Genomic DNA, 15,582 nt, shown 5'->3' on the forward strand with positions numbered 1-15,582 from the left:
CACGGGTTGTTAAGGCCTCACAGGAATCGTAAAACGCCCTCAAAATTCGTTGCTTCGTTTTTGTTGCGCTGGGGTTGCCTGGACCTTTTGCCGGAGAAACACCCTCGATGATCCGCCGTCTGATCGTGCTGACCGTTGCTGCGACCGCCCTGTCCGCGGGGCAAGCTGCTGCCCAGAGCGCTTTTCCGGCCCCGTTGCCCAATCAGGCCGGTAAGGCCGGCACCGCGTCCGACCCCGCGTTTCCGCCGGTCAATGGCATGCGTCCAAGCCAGGCCGGAACCGCCTCGGATTCCGCATTCCCCCCGGTCAACGGCGCGCCGGCGGCCAGGGTCGGTGCCACGCCGTCGGCATTTCCGAGCAGTGGCGCGGCCCCCATCGCCGGCGGCGGGCTGTCGTCGCCGCCCCCGCCGGGTGCAGCTGGTGGTGCCGCCGACGCCTGCATGAAGAATTTCACGCCGCTGCGCGAGGATGCGGAGAAGCGCGGCAAGGCGATCAAGGCGGCGAGCGATCGCCACGCCAGCCCCCAGGAGGCCTGCAAGCTGATCGGCAATTACAGCCAGGCCGAGATCAAGATGATCAAATATGTCGACACCAACGCGCAGAAGTGCGGAATTCCGCCGCAGATCGCCGACCAGCTCAAGGCCGGACACAAGAATACCGAAGCGCTGCTGAAGAAGGTCTGCAATGTCGCGGAGCAGGCGGCGGCGCAGCCGCGTGGGCCAGCGGGGCCGAGCTTGAGCGACGTGCTCGGTTCGTCCGCCTCGCTGCCGGAAGCGACGCCGACCAAGAAGGGCGGCAGCACCTTCGATACGCTGAACGGCAACGTCCTCACCCGTTGAGGGATCACCCATGAGCGATGTCTCCACCCGTGTTGCCGACTCCACAGGCAACTCGGTGGATACCCATGCGCCGGTCTGGACGCGGCCTTATCTGCGGCTTGCGCGCTACGACCGGCCGATCGGCTCCTGGCTATTGTTGATGCCGTGCTGGTGGTCGGCGGCGCTTGCCGCCGGCGTCGCGCATGATGTGCGCTCGCTGCCGCTCGTGGTCCTGCTGTTCTTCATCGGCGCCTTTGTGATGCGCGGCGCCGGCTGCACCTGGAACGACATCACCGATCGCGATCTCGACGCCAAGGTCGAACGCACGCGGTCGCGGCCGATCCCCGCCGGGCAGGTCACGGTGACGCAGGCGGTGGTCTTCATGGTCCTGCAGGCGCTGATCGGGCTTCTCGTGCTGCTGCAGTTCAACCGCTTCGCGGTGATGACCGGCATCGCCTCGCTTCTGATCGTCGCGATCTACCCGTTCATGAAGCGGATTACCTGGTGGCCGCAGGTCGTGCTCGGCCTTGCCTTCTCCTACGGCGCGCTGATGGGATTTGCGGTGACGCTCGAGCGCATCGATGCGACCGCGATTGCGCTCTACGCCGGATCGATCGCCTGGGTGATCGCCTACGACACCATCTACGCCCATCAGGACGCCGAGGATGATGCGCTGATCGGCGTCAAATCCACCGCGCGCCTGTTCGGTGCACGCACCCATCGTGCGCTCGTGATCTTCTATGGTCTCGCCGTGCTCTTGATCGGCGTGGCGTTCGCACTCGCAGGGGCGCGCTGGCCGGCCTGGATTGGGCTGGCGGCGTTCGCGCTGCATCTCGCCTGGCAGATCCGGCGGCTCGACATCAGCGATGGCGCGCTCTGCCTGCGCATCTTCAAGTCCAACCGCGACGCCGGCTTGATCTTGTTCGCGAGCCTGGTCGTCGACGCGGTGCTGCGCGCGGCGTGACGACTTCGCAGGATGGTGGAGCGAAGCGTGCAAACTAATGATTCGCCGGCCGCGCCACAAACTCGCCGTCGTCCCGGCGAAGGCCGGGACCCATAACCACGAATGCTTCTTGTTGTGCGACGCTGGAACGACGAGACCCGTCAACAACATCTGCTGCGGCGTATGGGTCCCGGCCTTCGCCGGGACGACACCGATTGTGAGGCCAATGGAGCGAGACGGTCAGATCAATCCCGCGCGATGATCTCGCGTTCGCCGCGATGTACGCTGGTGCCGTTGAGGCTGACACCGGCGCGGCGGCGGACCAGGAATTTCGGCCTCCGCGCGCGGATCGCGTTGCGGCGACGGCGGCGCGGCGAGGGCGTCCGCGGCGCAGGCTCGGTCAGTTGCGGGAGACGGAAGATGTCGCTCCACATCTGCCAGGCGGAGCTGATCTCCTCGGCATCCGAACTGGAGCCGAGCGGAATGCTGAGCGCGGGATCGCGGTGAACAAGCACCAGCATCTGCGCGTCGTCGATGCCGCGCACCGCGACGCCGAGAAAGTCGCTGACGCGAACATTGACCGCCATCCGCATGCCGAGAACGGCACGGCGCAGCACGACATGTTCGCGATGAAGCTCGACCTGCCGCATGCCGCCATCCGCGCGCGCGTCCTGCGCGTGGAAGCTGAGCGGAAGGGAAAGAGGGTCGAGCCGCAATGCGCAGCTCGACCCGGCGGAATTGATTCCGCTTGTTGGTGTTTGACGCCTCAAAGCTCTGTCTCCCCGCCGGGATTTTGTTCCCGGTCGTTGGGTGAGAGCCTAGCCGAGCGATGTCCGTTCCCCCTTAAAAAGCCTGGTTAACCCCTCCTCACCTCGTGCCATGATTGACAAGAGGTTGGCCCGCATGATTGACGAAGCCTTGCCCCGATCACTCAAATCTTTGTTGCCTGTCGGCGCAAAGTGCTTGAAATCCCTGTGAAACCGGCACATCTGGTTAAGTCTGTCGACCTCGTTCCGGGCCCCCCTCAATCCGCAGGAATTCGTTCGTGAACTCTTCACCATCTGCATCGCGACACGGCGATAGCTCCGATCTGTTCGACCAATCGGGCCTGAGCGACCTTGCACAGCGTCTGGTCGATGCCGCCAAGCGCGCGGGCGCCGATGCGGCCGATGCCATCGCGGTGCGCGGCGTCTCGCAGGGCGTCGAGGTGCGCGACGGCCGCGTCGAGGAAACCGAGCGCTCCGAAGGCGATGACGTCGGCCTGCGGGTGTTCGTCGGACACCGCCAGGCGGTGGTATCGACCAATGAGGTCAGCGGCGACGGGGTCGCCAAGCTTGCCGAGCGTGCGGTCGCGATGGCGCGCGTGGCGCCGGACGACAAATATGTCGGTCTCGCCGATCCGGCGCTCCACGCCCACGATTTCCCCGACCTCGATCTGCTCGATCGCAAGGTTCCGAGCACGGCCGAACTCGAGCAGCGCGCGATCGAAGCCGAGGCTGCGGCGCTCGCGGTCAAGGGTGTCACGAAGTCCGGCGGCGCGTCGGCCTCGACCGGAATCGGCGGCATGGTGCTGGTGACGTCGACCGGCTTCCACGGTTCTTATCTGCGCTCCAGCCACGGCATCTCGACGACGGCGATTTCCGGTGAAGGCACTGGCATGGAGCGTGACTACGACTTCACCAGCGCGCCGCATGCATCCGATCTCGATTCACCTGCCACCGTTGGCCGCAAGGCCGGCGAGCGTGCGGTGGCGCGCTCAAATCCGCGCAAGGTCGAGACCTGCAAGGTGCCGGTGGTGTTCGATCCGCGGGTCGCCGGCTCGATCGTCGGCCATCTCGTCGGTGCCATCAACGGCGCCTCGATCGCGCGCAAGACCAGCTTCCTGAAGGACAAGCTCGGCGAGCAACTGTTCTCGAAAGATATCCGCATCATCGACGATCCGTTGCGGGTGCGCGGCCTTCGCTCGCAGACCTTCGACGCCGAGGGCGTCAGGGTGAAGAAGACGGCGCTGATCGATGCGGGCGTGCTCACCACCTGGGTGCTGGATTCGGCGACCGCGCGCGAGCTCGGGCTTGTTACGACCGGTCATGCGCATCGCGGCGTGTCGTCCTCGCCGTCGCCCGGAACGTATAATCTGCATCTCGAGCCGGGTGCGGTGACGCCGAAGGAGCTGATCTCCGACATCAAGCGGGGCTTCTATGTCACCGACCTGATCGGCTCCGGCGTCAACGGCGTGACCGGCGATTACAGCCGCGGCGCGTCCGGCTTCTGGATCGAGAACGGCGAGATCACCTATCCGGTCAGCGAAGTGACCATCGCCGGCCATCTGCTGCCGATGTTCAAGTCGCTGGTCGCGGCCAACGATCTGGAATTCCGTTACGGCGTCAATTCGCCGACGCTGCGCATCGAGGGCCTGACGCTTGGCGGACGCTGATACGGACGACTGGACCAAGGCGCGCGATGCCGCCTTGCTGACCAGATCGGTGCAGGAAGCGGGCCGGCTCGCATCGTCGCTGTTCCGCACCGAATTGAAGAACTGGATCAAGGGTGCGTCCTCGCCGGTCTCCGAGGCCGACATCGCGGTCAACGACCTGCTGGAGCAGCAGCTGCGTTCGGCAACGCCAGGCTACGGCTGGCTGTCGGAAGAGAGCGCCGACAACGACACCCGCCTCGGCAGGCGCTTCACCTGGATCGTCGATCCGATCGACGGCACCCGCGCCTATCTCGCCGGCCGCGAGGACTGGTGCGTCAGTGTGGCGCTGGTTGAAAATGCATCGCCGGTGCTCGCGGCGGTGTATGCGCCGGTCAGCGAGGAATTCTTCTTCGCCGCCCGCGGACAGGGCGCCACCCTGAACGACGGCGCGGTGCATGCAACCGCAGGCACCGATTTCAACTTTCCGCGGATGGCGGGACCGAAGCCGCTGGTGCAGCGGCTCAGCCCGACGCCGGACGAGATCACGCTCTATCCGCGCATCGGATCGCTGGCGCTGCGGTTGTGCCGTGTAGCACAAGGTCGACTTGACGCGGCCTTTGCGGGCGGGCAAAGCCGCGACTGGGATCTTGCCGCCGCGAATTTGATCGTGCAGGAAGCGGGTGGTAAGATGACCGCGCTCTCGGGGGACGCGATTGAGTACAATCGCCGGGAGGTGACGCATGGGGTGCTGGTGGCAGCAGGACGCGAACGTCATGCACGCATTGTCGAGCATTTTCGCAGCCGTCCTTTGCCGTGAGGCCTCGCCGATCCACGCCGCTTTCCGATTGTGACGACCAGACCTGTTGCGACAGCCTTGTGACGACTAGCCTTGTGACGACCAGACCTGTGACGACCACGACTTCATTTGTTTGCCGGGCATCTCGTTAGGAAAAGCACCATCATGTCAGACAATGCCCAGCCCCAGCTGCTTCACCTCGTGATCGGCGGCGAGTTGACGGATCTCGAGCACAACACCTTCAAGAATCTGGACGAAGTCGAGATCGTCGGCGTCTACCCGAACTATGCGACCGCCTATGCGGCCTGGAAGGCGAAGGCGCAGCAGACCGTGGACAACGCCCAGATGCGCTACTTCGTCGTTCACCTCCACCGGTTGCTCGATCCTGAGCAGGACACAAAGCATTCCCATTGAAACGACTTTTTCGCGATCTGCTGCGCAGCGGCTTCGTGCAGCGCGCGCTGGGTGTGCTTGCGGCCGAGTATCTGCGGCTGGTGTGGTACACCAACCGCTTCAGCTACCAGCCGCATGACGTGTACGGGATCGTCGAGCCCCTGATGCCGGCGATCTTCGTGTTCTGGCACGGCCAGCACTTCATGACGCCGTTCATCAAGACCAAGGAGAGCTACCGCGCCAAGGTCCTGATCTCCCGCCACCGCGACGGCGAGTTCAACGCCCTCGCGGTGGAGCGGCTCGGCATCGGCACCATCAGAGGTTCCGGCGATCATTCCGGCGCGTTCCATCGCAAGGGCGGCGTCGGCGCCTTCCTGGAGATGGTTCGGGCGCTGGAAGACGGCTGCAACATGGCCACCACCGCCGACGTGCCGAAGCGGGCGCGGGTGGCGGGCCTCGGGGCCATCATGCTGGCGCGGGAGACCGGCCGGCCGATCATCCCCTTTGCGATGGTCACCAGCCGATTCATCCGGTTGAAAAACTGGGATTCGACCACCATCAATTTGCCATTCGGGCGCGGCGCAGTGGTAGGTATTGAGCCGGTCTATGTGCCGCCCGACGCCGACGCCGCGACGATGGAAAAGCTTCGGCAGCACGTGGAGGAACTTCTCAACGAAGCGACCCGACGTGCCTATGCAGCGGTCGGGCGGCCGGAGGCAGCGCTTGGCTAGCTCGCTACCGATGACGTTGCGTGTGTACCGCAAGCTGTCGTCCGCGATGGTGCCGCTCGCGCCTGCCCTGATCAAGCGGCGGCTCAAGCTCGGCAAGGAAGATCCCGAACGTGTCGGCGAGCGGCGCGGCGTGAGCGCCGATACCAGGCCGCAGGGCCCGCTGGTATGGATTCACGGCGCCAGCGTCGGCGAAGTGCTGGCAGCGGCCGGCCTGATCGAGCGGCTGCGCGCGCTCAATTTGCGCATCCTGCTCACCTCGGGCACGGTGACCTCGGCCGCGATCGTCGCCAAGCGCTTCCCGCCCGACGTCATCCATCAATACGTGCCGTACGACTCGCCGCGTTATGTGACGCGCTTCCTCGATCACTGGCATCCGTCGCTGGCGCTGTTCATCGAATCCGATTTGTGGCCGAATCTGATCCTGTCGAGCGCCGCGCGGCGGCTGCCGATGGTGCTGATCAATGGGCGAATGTCGCAGCGCTCCTTCCCGCGCTGGCGCCGGGTCTCCAACACCATCGGCGCGTTGCTCGGCCGGTTCGACATCTGCCTCGCGCAGTCGAACACCGACGCCGAACGCTTTGCCACGCTCGGCAGCCACAACGTCGTCGTCACCGGCAACCTCAAGCTCGACGTCGCGGCGCCGCCGGCCGATCCGGCCAAGCTGGAGCGGTTGATGTCGGTGACCCGCGGCCGCGCCATCGTGGTTGCGGCGTCGACCCATCCCGGCGAGGAAGAGATCCTGATCGAGGCGCACAAGTCGCTCGCGGGATTCTTCCCCGGCCTGCTCACAGTGATCGTGCCGCGGCATGCCGCGCGCGGCGAGGCGGTGGCGCGGCTGGTGACGGAGGCCGGCCTGCGCCCCGGCCTGCGCTCGCATGAGGATCTGCCGGTCGCGACAACAGATATCTACGTCGCCGATACGATGGGCGAGCTCGGCCTGTTCTATCGCCTCGCGCCGATCGTGTTCATGGGCGGCTCGCTGGTTGCGCATGGCGGCCAGAATCCGATCGAGGCGATCAAGCTTGGCGCGGCGATTGTGCACGGCCCGCACGTGTTCAACTTCACCGATGTCTATGAGGCGCTCGATCGCGCCGGCGGCGCGCGCCGCGCCGATGATCGGGAAGCGCTGGTCAAGCAGCTCGGCCAGTTCCTTGCGGATTCCACAGCCCGCGACAATTCGCTGGCGGCCTCCGAGCGCGTCGTCGAACAGCTCGGTGGCGCGCTGGAGCGCACGGTGACCGCTCTCGAGCCCTATCTGTTGCAGTTGCGGCTCGAGATGGGAGCCGCCAATGCGTGAGCCGGCCTTCTGGCACCGGCCGTCGTCTTGGACATCACAACTGCTCCAACCGCTCGCCGCGCTTTACGGCGCGGTCGCCGCGCGGCGGATGCGGCAATCCGGCGTCGATGCCGGCATTCCCGTGGTCTGCGTCGGCAATTACCATGTCGGCGGCGCCGGCAAGACACCAACGGTGCTGGCGCTGGCAAAATTGCTGCGCGAAATTGACGAGCGGCCGGTGGTGCTCAGCCGCGGCTATGGCGGCAGGCTCGGCGGCCCGGTCAAGGTCGATCGCGACAGCCACACGGCGGCCGATGTCGGCGACGAGCCGCTGATGATGGCGGCGAGCTTGCCGGTCGTGGTGTCGCGCGACCGCGCCGCGGGCCTGGCGCTGGCGCGCGCGCAGGATGCCAGCGTGATCCTGATGGATGACGGCTTCCAGAATCCGAGCGTGCTCAAGGATGTCTGCCTGATCGTGATCGACGGCACGCGCGGCGTCGGCAACGGCCGTGTGATTCCTGCGGGACCGCTGCGCGCGCCGCTGGTGCCGCAGCTGGAACGGACCGACGCGCTGATCGTGGTCGGCGAGGGGAGCGCGGCGCAAAGGATTGCGGCCGATCTCGCGTCCCGCGGCAAGCCGGTGCTGTCGGCGCATCTGAAGCCGGACCAGGCTTCGCTGGCGGCGCTGAACGGAACACGTGCGCTCGCCTTTGCCGGCATCGGCGATCCCGCGCGCTTCTTCAACACATTGCTTTTAAGCGGCGTCGACGTCGTGCGCAGCAAGGCTTTCGCCGATCATCACGCCTTCACGAAGGAGGAGATCGAAGCGCTCGTTGCCGACGCGCGTCGCGAGGGACTGACGCTGGTGACGACGGAAAAGGATCTCGCTCGGTTGCGTGGTCCGGACGGGATGCCGGCCTGGGCACAGGCGATCGTGCCGTTCGCGGTGACGCTGCAATTCGATGATGGCGACGCGCTGCGGCGCCTGGTGGCCGATCAACTGTTCAGGGCGCGGGACAGGAGGCTCTCCAAATGAACCCGGCGTCGAGCCTAGGCCTGCGGCTTGAGGACGCCGGGATGGTGGCGCTGCAGCACGGCGGTCGGGGTGGCGTAGGCTTCCTGCAGATCGACGCTCCAGTACTTCAGTTCGTCGAGCGGAATCCGGACGTCGGTGATGGCACAACGCACAAAGGTGCCGGGCGAGATCACGCGGAAATCGCCGTCGAGATATTGCACCTGCGCTTCGCCATGGCCCGAGGGACCGAACTTGTTCAGCACGATTGAGCTCTCCGCCTTGCCTCCAATGAGGCCATCTGGATGTCGATGAAACCGTCTATCACAGATAGGGTGTCATGTCCGCCCGTTAAACCACCGACTTGTGATGATTTGGCGGCGCAGGCGCATGGTAGCCTTGCGGCCGTGGTCCGCTGTGTTTGCAGCGCCATAACGAGCCGGCCGGATCGGATGCGCCTCACGTCAGTTTTCCTGTGCCTCGCCATGCTTGCCGTGCCGGCCGTGGCCGCGGCGCCACTCCCGGCCCCGCATCAGGTCGAGATCCCCGAAGGCAACGTCACGCTGCACGCGCAGCTCTACCGGCCCGATGGCGATGGCCCGTTCCCGACCGTGATCGCGCTGCATGGCTGCGGCGGTCTCGCCGGCCGTTCCGAGCCGGTCCTGCCGCGCTATCGCGACTGGGCCGAGCAATTGCTGACGACCGGCCATGCGGTGCTGTTGCCGGACAGCTACGGCTCGCGCGAGCTTGGTCCGCAGTGCCGCATCAAAGAGCATCAGGTCCAGACCCGCCGTGCGCGGGTCGCCGACATCAACGCGGCGCGGCAATGGCTGGTGCAACAGAAGTGGGTGGCGAAGCGCCGCATCAGCCTGATCGGCTGGGGCAACGGCGCCGCCGCCCTGCTGTGGGCGGTGCGGCCGCAGATGTGGTCGCGCAACGTCGATCCGGATTTTCGCTCGGCGGTCGCGTTCTATCCGGATTGCCGCGCCTCGTTCGGCCTCGGCTGGAGCGCGCGGGTGCCGACGCTGGTGCTGATCGGCGCGCGCGACGACGTCACATCGTCGTCGGCTTGCCACCAGATGGTCGACGGCGCCCGCGGCCGCAGCGCACTGGCGCGGATCGTGGTCTATCCCGAGGCCTATCACGACTTCGACCGGCCCAACCTGCCGCTGCACGCGGTCGCGGCCTCCGATGCCGAGATCGCCGAGCGCGGTCACGTCGGCACCGATACCGGCGCGCGCCAGGATGCGCAAAAGCAAGTCGCCGAGTGGCTGTCGCGCTAAGTCAGTTGTTGCCGGGCTAGAACAGACTACCCTGATCGACCGGCTTGGTGACGCGCTTCGGCGCCGCCGGTTTCGCCTCGCGCGGCTGAGGCTTCGGCTGGCTCTCGGGCGCTACCGTTGCCGGAGGCTGATCGGCGTTCGCGGTGGCGGCAACGCGGCCATCGGCGAACTCGATCGACAGGCCGGCGTTCGGGCCGACCGCCGCGGCGGAGTGCAGGGCGTGGCCGTGCGCGTCGCGCACCAGCGCGAAGCCGCGCGCCAGCACGCCGCGATAGGACAGCGCCGACAGCAGTTGTCCGCTATGGGCAACGCGCGCCTCGAGCCGCTGCATCGTCGTCACCAGCGCGCGGCGGGCGCGCTCGGCGAGGCGGTGGGTGCGCTCGAGGTCGCGGGCGATGGCGTTGCGCTGGGCCTTGGCGTTGGCGAGCTTCGAGGCCTTGAGCCGGATCTCGAGCCCGCTGAAGCGCTCGCGGCGGCGATGCAGCAGCGCGCGCGCCGATAGCGTGATGCGCTCGCCGGATGCGGTGAGCCGCTGCCGCGCATGCGCGATCTGGCCGCGCAGCACGCCGATGGTGAGGCGCGAACTGCTGGCGGCAAAGCGGCGGAAATGCGCGTGCGTATTGGCCTTCAGCCCGCGTGGCAAACCTGCTGCGAGATGATCGAGCCGCTGCCGCGGGATCGCCAGCAGCTCGTGCGCCGCCGGCAGCGCCCGCGCCGCGGCGCGCAGCTCGTTGCGGCGGGCCTCCTGGGCACGCTGCCAGCACACCATGGTGCGGCGGGCGAGCGCCGCGACCTCGACGAACAGCTCGCTGCGCACCGGCACCGCCATCTCGGCGGCGGCGGTCGGCGTCGGCGCGCGCTTGTCGGCGACGAAGTCGATCAGCGTGATGTCGGTCTCATGGCCCACCGCCGAGATCAGCGGGATATGGCTCTCCGCCGCGGCGCGGACCACGATCTCCTCGTTGAACGACCACAGGTCCTCCAGCGAGCCGCCGCCGCGCGCGACGATCAAGAGATCAGGCCGTGGAATCTTGCCGCCCTCCGGCAGCGCGTTGAAGCCGCGGATCGCGGCCGCCACCTGCTCGGCCGAGCCGTCGCCCTGCACCTTGACCGGCCAGACCAGCACGCGGCGGGGAAAGCGGTCCTCCAGCCGGTGCAGGATGTCGCGGATCACAGCGCCGGTCGGCGAGGTGACGACGCCGATCACCTCGGGCAGCCAGGGCAAAAGCTGCTTGCGGGCCTCGTCGAACAGGCCCTCGGCGGCGAGCTTCTTCTTGCGCTCCTCCATCAGCGCCATCAGCGCGCCGACGCCGGCGGGCTCCAGCGAATCGATGACGATCTGGTACTTCGAGGAGTTCGGATAGGTGGTCAGCTTGCCGGTGGCGATGACCTCGAGGCCCTCCTGCGGCTTGAAGCGCATCCGGGCATGGGCGAACTTCCAGATCACGGCCTCGATCTTGGCGCTCTCGTCCTTCAGCGCGAAATAGCAGTGGCCGGAGGAATGCGGGCCGCGAAAGCCCGAAATCTCGCCGCGGACACGGACATGGCCGAAGCGGTCCTCCACCGTCCGCTTCAGGGCGGAAGAGAGTTCCGAGACGGTGAATTCGGGCGCGTTGACGAGATTCGGAGCAGCGGTCATCTGATCTATAGAATCGGGGTTTTCGACCCCGTGTGCAAGGTCCGGACGCCGCGTTCCAGGCGTCGAATCACATATCCACATCTGATCGAACCGCGTGTTGCTGCGGATCGGGAGCGTGCTAAACCGGACGAAATGGCGTTACAACCCCTCTGATCGGCGACACAGATGAACATCCTCCTGCTCGGTTCCGGTGGCCGCGAACATGCGCTGGCGTGGAAGATCGCCGCATCCCCGCTGGTGACGAAACTGTGGTGCGCGCCGGGCAATGCCGGGATCGCGCGCGAGGCCGAATGCGTCGCGCTCGACGTCGCCGACCATGCCGCGGTGATCGAATTCTGCCGGGGCAATGCGGTCGATCTGGTGGTGGTCGGTCCGGAGACGCCGCTCGCCGCCGGGATCGTCGACGACCTCGCCGCTGAAGGCATCAAGGCGTTCGGACCGAGCCGGCAGGCCGCCCAGCTCGAGGGCTCGAAGGGTTTCACAAAGGACCTCTGCAGCGAGTTCGACATTCCGACCGGTGCCTATCGCCGCTTCGACAATGCGAGGGACGCGGTGGCCTATGTCCGCGCCCAGGGCGCGCCGATCGTGGTCAAGGCCGACGGGCTTGCGGCCGGCAAGGGCGTCGTGGTGGCGCAGACGCTGCCCGAGGCCGAGGCCGCGATTGCGATGATGTTCGAGGGCGCGTTCGGCTCGGCCGGCGCCGAGGTCGTGATCGAGGAGTTTTTGTCGGGCCGCGAGATCAGCTTCTTCGCGCTGTGCGACGGCGAGACCGCGATTCCGCTGGCCTCGGCGCAGGACCACAAGCGGGTGTTCGATCACGACAAGGGGCCGAACACCGGCGGCATGGGCGCCTATTCGCCGACGCCGTTCGTGACGCCTGAGGTGCACGACCAGATCATGGCGCGGATCATCCTGCCGACGGTGGCCGGGATGAAGAGCCGCGGCACGCCGTTCAAGGGCGTGCTCTATGCCGGCGTGATGCTGACCGCGCAGGGCCCAAAACTGTTCGAATACAATGTCCGCTTCGGCGATCCCGAGTGCCAGGTGCTGATGCTGCGGATGATGTCGGACATTGTGCCGGCCTTCCTCGCCTCCATCGACGGGCAATTGAAGAACTTCGATCTGCGCTGGTATCCGAACCCGGCGCTGACGGTGGTGATGGCGGCGAAGGGCTATCCCGGCGATTACATCAAGGGCACGCGGATCGACGGCCTCGACGACGCGGCCAAGGTCGAGGGCGTCGAGATCTTCCACGCCGGCACGGTTGCGAAGGATGGCGCAATCATCGCCAATGGCGGCCGGGTGCTGAACGTCTGCGCGATGGGCAAGACGGTGACCGAGGCGCGCGACCGCGCCTATCAGTCCGTCGATCGCATCAAATGGCCGGACGGCTTTTGCCGCCACGACATCGCCTGGCAGGCGGTGGAGGCGGAGAAGGGTTGATCGATCCGGCCTCAGCGGCGACAATGGCGCGCCCCGGGGCCTTCGAATGACCGATTTCAGACTGCCCGAGACCCACTACGCGCAAAGCGCCGACGCGAGCATCGCCTATCAGGTGATGGGCGATGGTCCTGTCGACATCATCCTTGTCCCCGGCTTGTTCTCGCACATCGAGTTCATGCACGAGATGCCCGGCTACACCGCCGTGCTGCGCCGCCTGTCGCGCTTCGCCCGGGTCGTGACCTTCGACAAACGCGGACAGGGCTTGTCGGATCGGATGACCGGCGCGCCCTCCCTCGAGCAGCGCATGGACGACGTCCGGGCCATCATGGATGCTATCGGCTCCGCGAAGGCGGTGTTGTTCGGCTTCTCCGAGGGCTGTCCGATGAGTGTGCTGTTTGCAGCGACCTATCCGGACCGCGTTTCGCATCTCGTTCTGCTCGGCAGTTTTGCCCGCTCGAAGGATCGCCTGCCGGACGACGTGTGGCAGCTGCGCTGCGACGAGATCGTGCAGAACTGGGGTTCTGGCGACACGGTCAAGACTGTCGCGCCGAGCCAGGCAACGAATGCAGAGTTGATCGCGCAGATCGCGAAATTCGAGCGGCTGTCGAGCAGTCCGGGAGCGTTGCGGACGCTGCTCGTTCTCAATCGCGCGATCGACGTCACGACGATCCTGCCGATGCTCCAGACTCCGACGCTTGTCCTGCATCGGACCGGCGATGCCCGCGTTCCCGTGGCGCTCGGCCGTGCTGTTGCGCGCTCGATCCCCGCCGCGAAATACGTCGAATATCCCGGCGGCGATCACTACTATTGGGTCGGCGAGACCGAGGCGATGCTCGGCGATGTCGAGGAATTCGTCACCGGCCATCGCGATGGTGGTGATGCCGAGCTCGACCGTGTGCTTGCGACCGTGCTGTTCACCGATATCGTCGATTCGACCCGCAGCGCCGCGGCGATGGGAGATCATCGTTGGCGACGTCTGCTCGACGATCACGATCAACTCGCGCAGCAGATGGTCGGCCGCCATCGCGGCCAGCTGGTGAAGAGCACCGGCGACGGCATTCTGGCGACCTTCGACGGTCCCGGCCGCGCCGTACGCTGTGCGCTGGCGTTCGGCTCGGCCGCGCGGCAGATCGGCCTGCCGGTGCGAGCGGGCCTGCACACCGGCGAGATCGAGGTGAGGGGGGCGGATATCGGCGGCATAGCGGTCCATGCCGCGGCGCGCGTGATGTCGCAGTGCGGCTCGAACGAGGTGCTGGTGTCGCGCGTGGTGACCGATCTGGTCGCGGGCGCCGGGTTGAAATTCGCCGAGCGCGGCGCGTTCGAGCTGAAGGGACTTCCCGGGACATGGGAGCTGTTTGCGGCGAGCGGCTAGGCCTCGCCTCATGCCGTCATTCCGGACGACGCGCATCGCGCGTCGTCCGGAATCTCGACGTTGTGGGCACCTTCTCACCTTCTCTCGAGATTCCGGGTTCGGCGCGTTGCGCCGCCCCGGAATGACGAAGTGGGTCAGAGCAGGTCCCCGCCCGCCGCTGACGCCGTGGTGCCGTGCTCGCGGAACGCCTTGATGACGTTCTTGCCGATCTTCCACTTGTGCACCTCGTCGGGCCCGTCGACCAGCCGCTGCGAGCGCACCTGGGTGTACCATTTCGCCAGCGGCGTATCCTGGCTGAAGCCGAGCGCGCCGTGCAGCTGGATCGCGGTGTCGATCACCTTGTGCACCATGTGGGCGTGGAAGATCTTGGCGATCGAGTTCTCCTGGCGGATGTCGAGCCCCTTCTCGGCCTTGTAGGCGATGTGCAGCAGCATCAGCCGGCCGATATAGAGCTCGCTCGCGCAGTCGGCGAGCATGAACTGCACCGCCTGGCGGTCGGCCAGCAACTGGCCGAAGGTCGAGCGCTTTGTCACGTGGGCGGCCGCCATGTCGAGCGCGCGCTGCGCCTTGGCGACGTTGTGCATGCCGTGGCGCAGCCGGCCGTAGGCGAGCCGGTGCTGCCCCATGTTGAAGCCGTTGCCTTCGCCGCCGAGCAGGTTGTTGGCGGGCACCTTCAGGTCCTTGATCTCGATCTCGGAGTGACCGCCGTGGATCACGTCGTCATGCGGACCCTCGATCGCCATGTTGGCGACGTTGCGCTTGATGCGGTAGCCGGGGTTGGGCAGCTCGACGATGAAGGTCGAGTATTGCTTGTGTCGCGGCGCGTTCGGATCGGTCTTCGCCATGACCAGCGCGAGGTCGGCGACGCTTGCCGACGAGGAGAACCATTTCTCGCCGTTGAGGATGTAGTTCTCGTTGCCGTCCTTCACCGCCGTGGTCTGCATGCCGGTGGCATCGGCGCCTGCGGCCTTTTCCGTCATTGAAAAGCAGATGCGCTTTTCGCCGTTCAGCAGGGGCTTGAGGAATTTTTCCTTCTGGTACTCGGTGCCATGCGCCAGGATCGTCATCATCGAGGCGTCGTCCGGCCCCTGCGTGTTCATCGAAAGCGCGCCGAGCATGCTCTCGCCGAGCTCCATCTGCACCAGGGCGTTGGCGAGCGGGCCGAGGCCCATACCGCCATACTCCTTCGGCACGAACGGGCACCACAGGCCCTGCGCGCGGGCCTTCTTCCGCAACGGTCCCAGCACCTCGGCAAGCGGCTTGGTGTCGAGTTCCTTTTCCGCCGGAATGCATTCGTCGTGGACGAATTTGCGAACCTTCTCGCGGATCGCTTTGGCTTCGGCGGGAATTTCGAAATCGATCGACATGGCACTTCCTCGTTTCATGTTGTTGTTGGCAGGACTTGAGGATGGCATAAACCTCGCCTGAGCCAGCAGCAACGCCGAACAAAGTTTGAAGCACGG

General features: G+C 66.3%; 15 protein-coding genes. 11 read left to right on the forward strand and 4 right to left on the reverse strand.

Translation table 11 applies throughout. The features are described 5' to 3' along the window. Positions 1–107: 107 nt before the first annotated feature. Both ACSKB9_RS30530 and ubiA read left to right on the forward strand, forming a co-directional pair. The gene (locus tag ACSKB9_RS30530) at positions 108–839 is read left to right on the forward strand and encodes a hypothetical protein (protein WP_438077743.1); all 732 of its coding nucleotides are present in this window, start codon (positions 108–110) and stop codon (positions 837–839) included. Between the two features lie 10 nt (positions 840–849). Continuing rightward, the gene (gene ubiA / locus ACSKB9_RS30535) at positions 850–1,782 is read left to right on the forward strand and encodes a 4-hydroxybenzoate octaprenyltransferase (protein ID WP_438077744.1); all 933 of its coding nucleotides are present in this window, start codon (positions 850–852) and stop codon (positions 1,780–1,782) included. Positions 1,783–2,006: 224 nt separating this feature from the next. Here the strand turns inward: ubiA and ACSKB9_RS30540 are convergent, their stop codons facing one another. Continuing rightward, complete coding sequence (locus tag ACSKB9_RS30540; RefSeq protein WP_310879647.1) at positions 2,007–2,531, reverse strand: DUF6101 family protein; 525 nt, start codon at positions 2,529–2,531, stop codon at positions 2,007–2,009. Positions 2,532–2,806: 275 nt separating this feature from the next. Here ACSKB9_RS30540 and ACSKB9_RS30545 point away from each other — a divergent pair, with 275 nt between their 5' ends. The 6 genes from ACSKB9_RS30545 (at position 2,807) to lpxK (ending at position 8,406) form a co-directional block, all read left to right on the forward strand. Next, complete coding sequence (locus ACSKB9_RS30545) at positions 2,807–4,195, forward strand: TldD/PmbA family protein (protein ID WP_438077746.1); 1,389 nt, start codon at positions 2,807–2,809, stop codon at positions 4,193–4,195. Further along, on the forward strand, positions 4,182–4,991 hold the full coding sequence (locus tag ACSKB9_RS30550) for a 3'(2'),5'-bisphosphate nucleotidase CysQ (protein ID WP_225163891.1): 810 nt from the start codon (positions 4,182–4,184) through the stop codon (positions 4,989–4,991). Before ACSKB9_RS30545 ends, ACSKB9_RS30550 begins: the two co-directional genes overlap by 14 nt. A 144-nt stretch (positions 4,992–5,135) precedes the next feature. Then, a complete protein-coding gene (locus ACSKB9_RS30555) occupies positions 5,136–5,384 on the forward strand; it encodes a DUF4170 domain-containing protein (protein WP_016848023.1) in 249 nt (82 codons plus the stop codon). Next, positions 5,381–6,094 (forward strand): lysophospholipid acyltransferase family protein, encoded by a 714-nt coding sequence (locus tag ACSKB9_RS30560; protein WP_050384219.1) that lies wholly within the window; start codon positions 5,381–5,383, stop codon positions 6,092–6,094. Before ACSKB9_RS30555 ends, ACSKB9_RS30560 begins: the two co-directional genes overlap by 4 nt. Beyond that, positions 6,057–7,391, forward strand: coding sequence for a 3-deoxy-D-manno-octulosonic acid transferase (locus tag ACSKB9_RS30565; protein ID WP_438077749.1), 1,335 nt, complete (start codon positions 6,057–6,059; stop codon positions 7,389–7,391). The genes ACSKB9_RS30560 and ACSKB9_RS30565 overlap by 38 nt, the downstream gene beginning before the upstream one ends. After that, the gene (gene lpxK, locus ACSKB9_RS30570; RefSeq protein WP_438077751.1) at positions 7,384–8,406 is read left to right on the forward strand and encodes a tetraacyldisaccharide 4'-kinase; all 1,023 of its coding nucleotides are present in this window, start codon (positions 7,384–7,386) and stop codon (positions 8,404–8,406) included. The genes ACSKB9_RS30565 and lpxK overlap by 8 nt, the downstream gene beginning before the upstream one ends. Before the next feature lie 14 nt (positions 8,407–8,420). Here lpxK and ACSKB9_RS30575 read toward each other — a convergent pair whose 3' ends face one another. Further along, the gene (locus ACSKB9_RS30575) at positions 8,421–8,648 is read right to left on the reverse strand and encodes a DUF2093 domain-containing protein (RefSeq protein ID WP_016848019.1); all 228 of its coding nucleotides are present in this window, start codon (positions 8,646–8,648) and stop codon (positions 8,421–8,423) included. Positions 8,649–8,834: 186 nt separating this feature from the next. Between ACSKB9_RS30575 and ACSKB9_RS30580 the strand changes: the two genes are divergently transcribed. Then, positions 8,835–9,665: a dienelactone hydrolase family protein gene (locus tag ACSKB9_RS30580; protein WP_438077753.1), complete on the forward strand. Its 831-nt coding sequence runs from the start codon at positions 8,835–8,837 to the stop codon at positions 9,663–9,665. Positions 9,666–9,681: 16 nt separating this feature from the next. On the opposite strand, the gene xseA is transcribed toward ACSKB9_RS30580, so the two are convergent. Next, positions 9,682–11,304, reverse strand: a complete 1,623-nt coding sequence (xseA, locus tag ACSKB9_RS30585; protein ID WP_076825572.1) for an exodeoxyribonuclease VII large subunit — start codon at positions 11,302–11,304, stop codon at positions 9,682–9,684. Positions 11,305–11,469: 165 nt separating this feature from the next. Here xseA and purD point away from each other — a divergent pair, with 165 nt between their 5' ends. Continuing rightward, the gene (gene purD / locus ACSKB9_RS30590; RefSeq protein WP_438077755.1) at positions 11,470–12,747 is read left to right on the forward strand and encodes a phosphoribosylamine--glycine ligase; all 1,278 of its coding nucleotides are present in this window, start codon (positions 11,470–11,472) and stop codon (positions 12,745–12,747) included. Positions 12,748–12,793: 46 nt separating this feature from the next. Continuing rightward, entirely contained in the window at positions 12,794–14,119 is a 1,326-nt protein-coding gene (locus tag ACSKB9_RS30595) for an adenylate/guanylate cyclase domain-containing protein (RefSeq protein ID WP_438077757.1), read from the forward strand. Positions 14,120–14,253: 134 nt separating this feature from the next. On the opposite strand, the gene ACSKB9_RS30600 is transcribed toward ACSKB9_RS30595, so the two are convergent. Next, the gene (locus tag ACSKB9_RS30600) at positions 14,254–15,486 is read right to left on the reverse strand and encodes an acyl-CoA dehydrogenase family protein (protein ID WP_438077759.1); all 1,233 of its coding nucleotides are present in this window, start codon (positions 15,484–15,486) and stop codon (positions 14,254–14,256) included. Between the last annotated feature and the right edge of the window lie 96 nt (positions 15,487–15,582).

Origin of the sequence: Bradyrhizobium sp. BR 1433 (genome assembly GCF_051547665.1) — a bacterium.
GTDB lineage: Bacteria > Pseudomonadota > Alphaproteobacteria > Rhizobiales > Xanthobacteraceae > Bradyrhizobium > Bradyrhizobium australafricanum.